The organism is Frankia sp. CoBUL1 (assembly GCF_978021245.1).
In genome coordinates this window covers 3,099-6,512 of the sequence record NZ_CDXDOS010000216.1, presented here as the reverse complement: position 1 = coordinate 6,512, position 3,414 = coordinate 3,099, and the positions used below count along the sequence as shown (strand labels likewise).

Annotated in this window: 1 protein-coding gene and 2 pseudogenes; all 3 read left to right on the top strand. The window is 71.3% G+C overall.

Going from position 1 to position 3,414, the window contains the following annotated elements; all coding sequences use genetic code 11:
* Nucleotides 1–300 (top strand): annotated as a pseudogene (locus AC08OX_RS14080) (transporter); the annotation flags it as partial.
* Between the two features lie 120 nt (nt 301–420).
* Nucleotides 421–2,583: pseudogene (locus tag AC08OX_RS14075) on the top strand (ABC transporter permease); the annotation flags it as partial.
* A 150-nt stretch (nt 2,584–2,733) separates the two neighbouring features.
* Nucleotides 2,734–3,414: ABC transporter ATP-binding protein (locus AC08OX_RS14070; protein ID WP_476608241.1), on the top strand; the 681-nt coding region annotated here is incomplete at its 3' end.

Sequence of the window (3,414 nt, the reverse complement as noted above, 5' to 3'; positions counted from 1 at the left end):
CTCATCCTGGTAGGAAGTGCGCTGCTGGTGGCCGACCGCTTCGACGCCGCTCAGGCCGCCCAGGCCCACACCGCCGGCCAGGTCGACGACCTACACTCACTGATCATCGCGGCGGCCGCTGCGGATGCCGCACCCGAGGCCGGTCAACCGGCCACCCGCCCCCAGGGCGGGTACCAGCAGACAGGCTCGTACCAGCAGACAACGGCCACGCACCAGCAAAACTCGCGCTTCGCTGTGACGGACCCCGGGGGCGGCCAGGCACCCGCCGCGAACGCCACCACACCCGGCCAGCACGCCTGACAGAGCCTGCGTTTCCAACGATGCCACGGCGCGGAAGGCGAGCAGTTCCGTGATCACATGTGACCCGGCGGACGGCGACGACCGGACGGCTGGCGGCGACCGGCGCCCAGGGAGTGCCCGGTGACCAGCATCGACCTGGGACTGGCGGGGATCTCCCTCGGGGCGATCGCCGCCCTGTCCGGTATCGGCCTGCTGGTCACCTACCGTACCAACGGGGTCCTCAACCTGGCCCAGGGCGGCATCGCCACGCTGGTGGCGTACGTCTTCCGCGAGATGGTGGTCGTGTGGGGGCTGCCGATCTGGCTGGCCGCCATCATCGCGCTCGCCGTGCTGTCCCCCGGGATCGGCCTGCTGCTGGAGCGGTTGGTCTTCCGGCCGCTGGCCCGTCGCCGCGCATCGGCGGCCGAGCCAGCCTCGGCGTGCTGGTCCTCACCCTCGGGATGACGGCGGGCATCTGGGGTCTGGGCTCGCGTAGTGACGCACCCAGCATCTTCCCGAACTCGTCGGTGAAGCTGTTCGGTGACACCCGGATCGGTGTCGACGCGCTGGCCGAGCTCGCGATGGTCGTGGTGTTCTGCGCGGTCATCGGCGTCATCGCCACCCGCACGGTGTTCGGCCGCCAGATCCGCGCGGTCGTCGACGACCGGCAGCTCGCCGAGCTGTCCGGTGTTCCCGCGGACCAGGTCGCCGCGGCCGGCTGGGCGGCGGGGACGACGCTCGCCGGCCTCACCGGCATCCTGCTCGCCCCCCGCTTTCAACTCACCCCGTACGGGCTGACCCTGCTGGTGCTGGAGACCTTTGCGGTGGTGGTGGCGGCCCGGCTGTCGAGCATGCCGGTGGCCGTCCTCACGGCCCTGGGCATCGCCGTCCTGCAGAGCGAACTCAAGCAGTTCACCCTCGACGGTAACGCGGGCCAGATCCTCACCGTCCTGCAGTCGAACCTGTTCATCGTCGCCCTGCTGGTCCTGCTGCTCGCGGTGCCGAAGCTGCGCGAGCTCGGCACCGGCGACTCCGGGACCACTGCCAGCTTCTCCAGCCGCGGCGCACCGCCGTCGGGCCCGGCCAGCCAGACCAAGGCCCGCCGCGACTTCCTGGGCAAGCTCGGCGGTGCCGCGCTGCTGCTCGCACCGCTCACCTTCGCCCCGTCCGATCTGCGTTCGGCGTTCATGGTCCCGGCGCTCGCCCTCATCTTCCTGTCGATGGTCATCGTCACCGGCTACAGCGGCCAGCTCTCCCTGGGCTCGGCCGGCTACGCGGGCCTCGGGGCGCTGCTGTCACTCAAGATCGCCAACGGTGATCTGTTCGGACTGCCGAAGCTGCCGGGCGTCGCGTCGATGTTCATCGGCGCCCTGCTCGTCGCCCCGATCGGTCTGATCACCGACTACCCGGCGATCCGCCGCCGCGGCCTCACCCTGGCGCTGACCACCTTCGCGGTCGGCGCCGTGGTCAGCCGTTTCGTCTTCGAGCAGCCCACCTTCGCGACCGGCCTCTACCTCGACCCGCTGACGTTCTTCGGCTGGGAGCTGCCCGACGAGGCGTTCTACGTCCTTGAACTGGTCTGCCTGGGCCTCGGCCTGTTCTTCGTGGGTAATCTGCATCGCGGTCGGCTCGGTCGGGCGCTACTCGCCGTGCGTGACCATGCGGAGGGTGCGGCGGCGGTCGGGGTTGACGTCCGCAACCTCAAGCTGCTGGCCTTCACCGTCTCCTCCGTCGTCGCCGGGCTGGGTGGTGCGCTGCTGGTGCACAGCAGCTACTCGTTCTCCGCCGACGACTTCGCACCGTTGCAGAGCCTGCTGTGGTTCACCGCCGTGGTCGTCTTCGGCGCCGACAGCGCGGCCGGCGCGATCGTCGCCGCGGCGTTCATCGTCACGATCGACGTACTGGCGCCGGCCGGATCCTCGATCCTCGCCATCGGCATCCTCGCCCTCGCCCTCGGCTGGATGCCCGGCGGCCTGGCCTCGGCCGTCCGGGGTCTGCTGCGGCTGCTCGCCCTCCACCTCGCGGACGGCTTCGTCGATCCCAACCATCGGGCACCGCGTCCGGTGCCGGTGCGCATCTCCGCCGTCGGATACCTGCCAGCGACCACTGGCATCACCGGCGTCACCGGGATCTCCGGGATATCTGGGATCCCCGGGATCGGCGCGCCCCTGGGGGCCGCCCAGCCCGGGCCATCCGCGAGCTGGCCCCCGGGCCGCTCCTCGCCCGTACTGCCACCGGGCTCGCCGCGGCCGACCCCGTTCGGGGCCAGCCTACTGACCCTGGTGCAGGAGTATGCGGCCCGGTCGAGCGGCGCACCGCTGCTGCCCCCCGCGCCCCGCGGCGAGCGCGGCGGCCTGCCCGCCGACGTCTACTCCACCTCACCAGGTCACGTGGGCCACGAGCAGGGGGGTCAGGACCCGCGGCGGCGACCTCCCTGCGGGACGGAGGTCGGGTATGAGTCGGCACGTGCTACAGGCCGTTGGCCTGGTCCGCCGCTACGGCGGTCTGACCGCGGTCGACCACGTCGACCTCGTCGCCCCCCAGGGCGTGATCACCGGCCTCATCGGCCCAAACGGTGCCGGGAAGTCGACGCTGTTCAGCCTGCTGACCGGGGTCGAGCAGCCCGACGAGGGCAAGGTCCTGCTCGACAAGAGCGACATCACAAAAATGCGGCCGGACATCCGGTCCCGGCGTGGTCTGGTGCAGACCTTCCAGGTTCCCTCGCTCTTCCCCACCCTCACGGTCGCGGACAACCTGCTTGTCGGCGCGGAAAACCGGCACCGGGACTATGCCGGCGGCCTGCTGGGCCTGGCGTCCAAGGGCCGAGGACACGTCAGCCGCCTCGTCGAGGAAACCCTCGACTCCCTCGGCCTGTCCGACCTGCGGGACACCATCGCCGGCACGCTGCCCACCGGTGCCCTGCGGCTGGTCGAGTTCGCGCGGGCGCTGTGCGCCCAGCCGGACATCCTGCTGCTCGACGAGCCCGCCAGCGGCCTGGACAACGACGAGACCGCCAGGTTCTCGCAGCTGCTGCGCCGGACCGCCGACGACGGGGTCGGCATCCTGATCGTCGACCACGACGTCGACCTGGTCTTCTCCGTCGCCGACCAGGTGTACGCCATGGTCGGCGGTCGG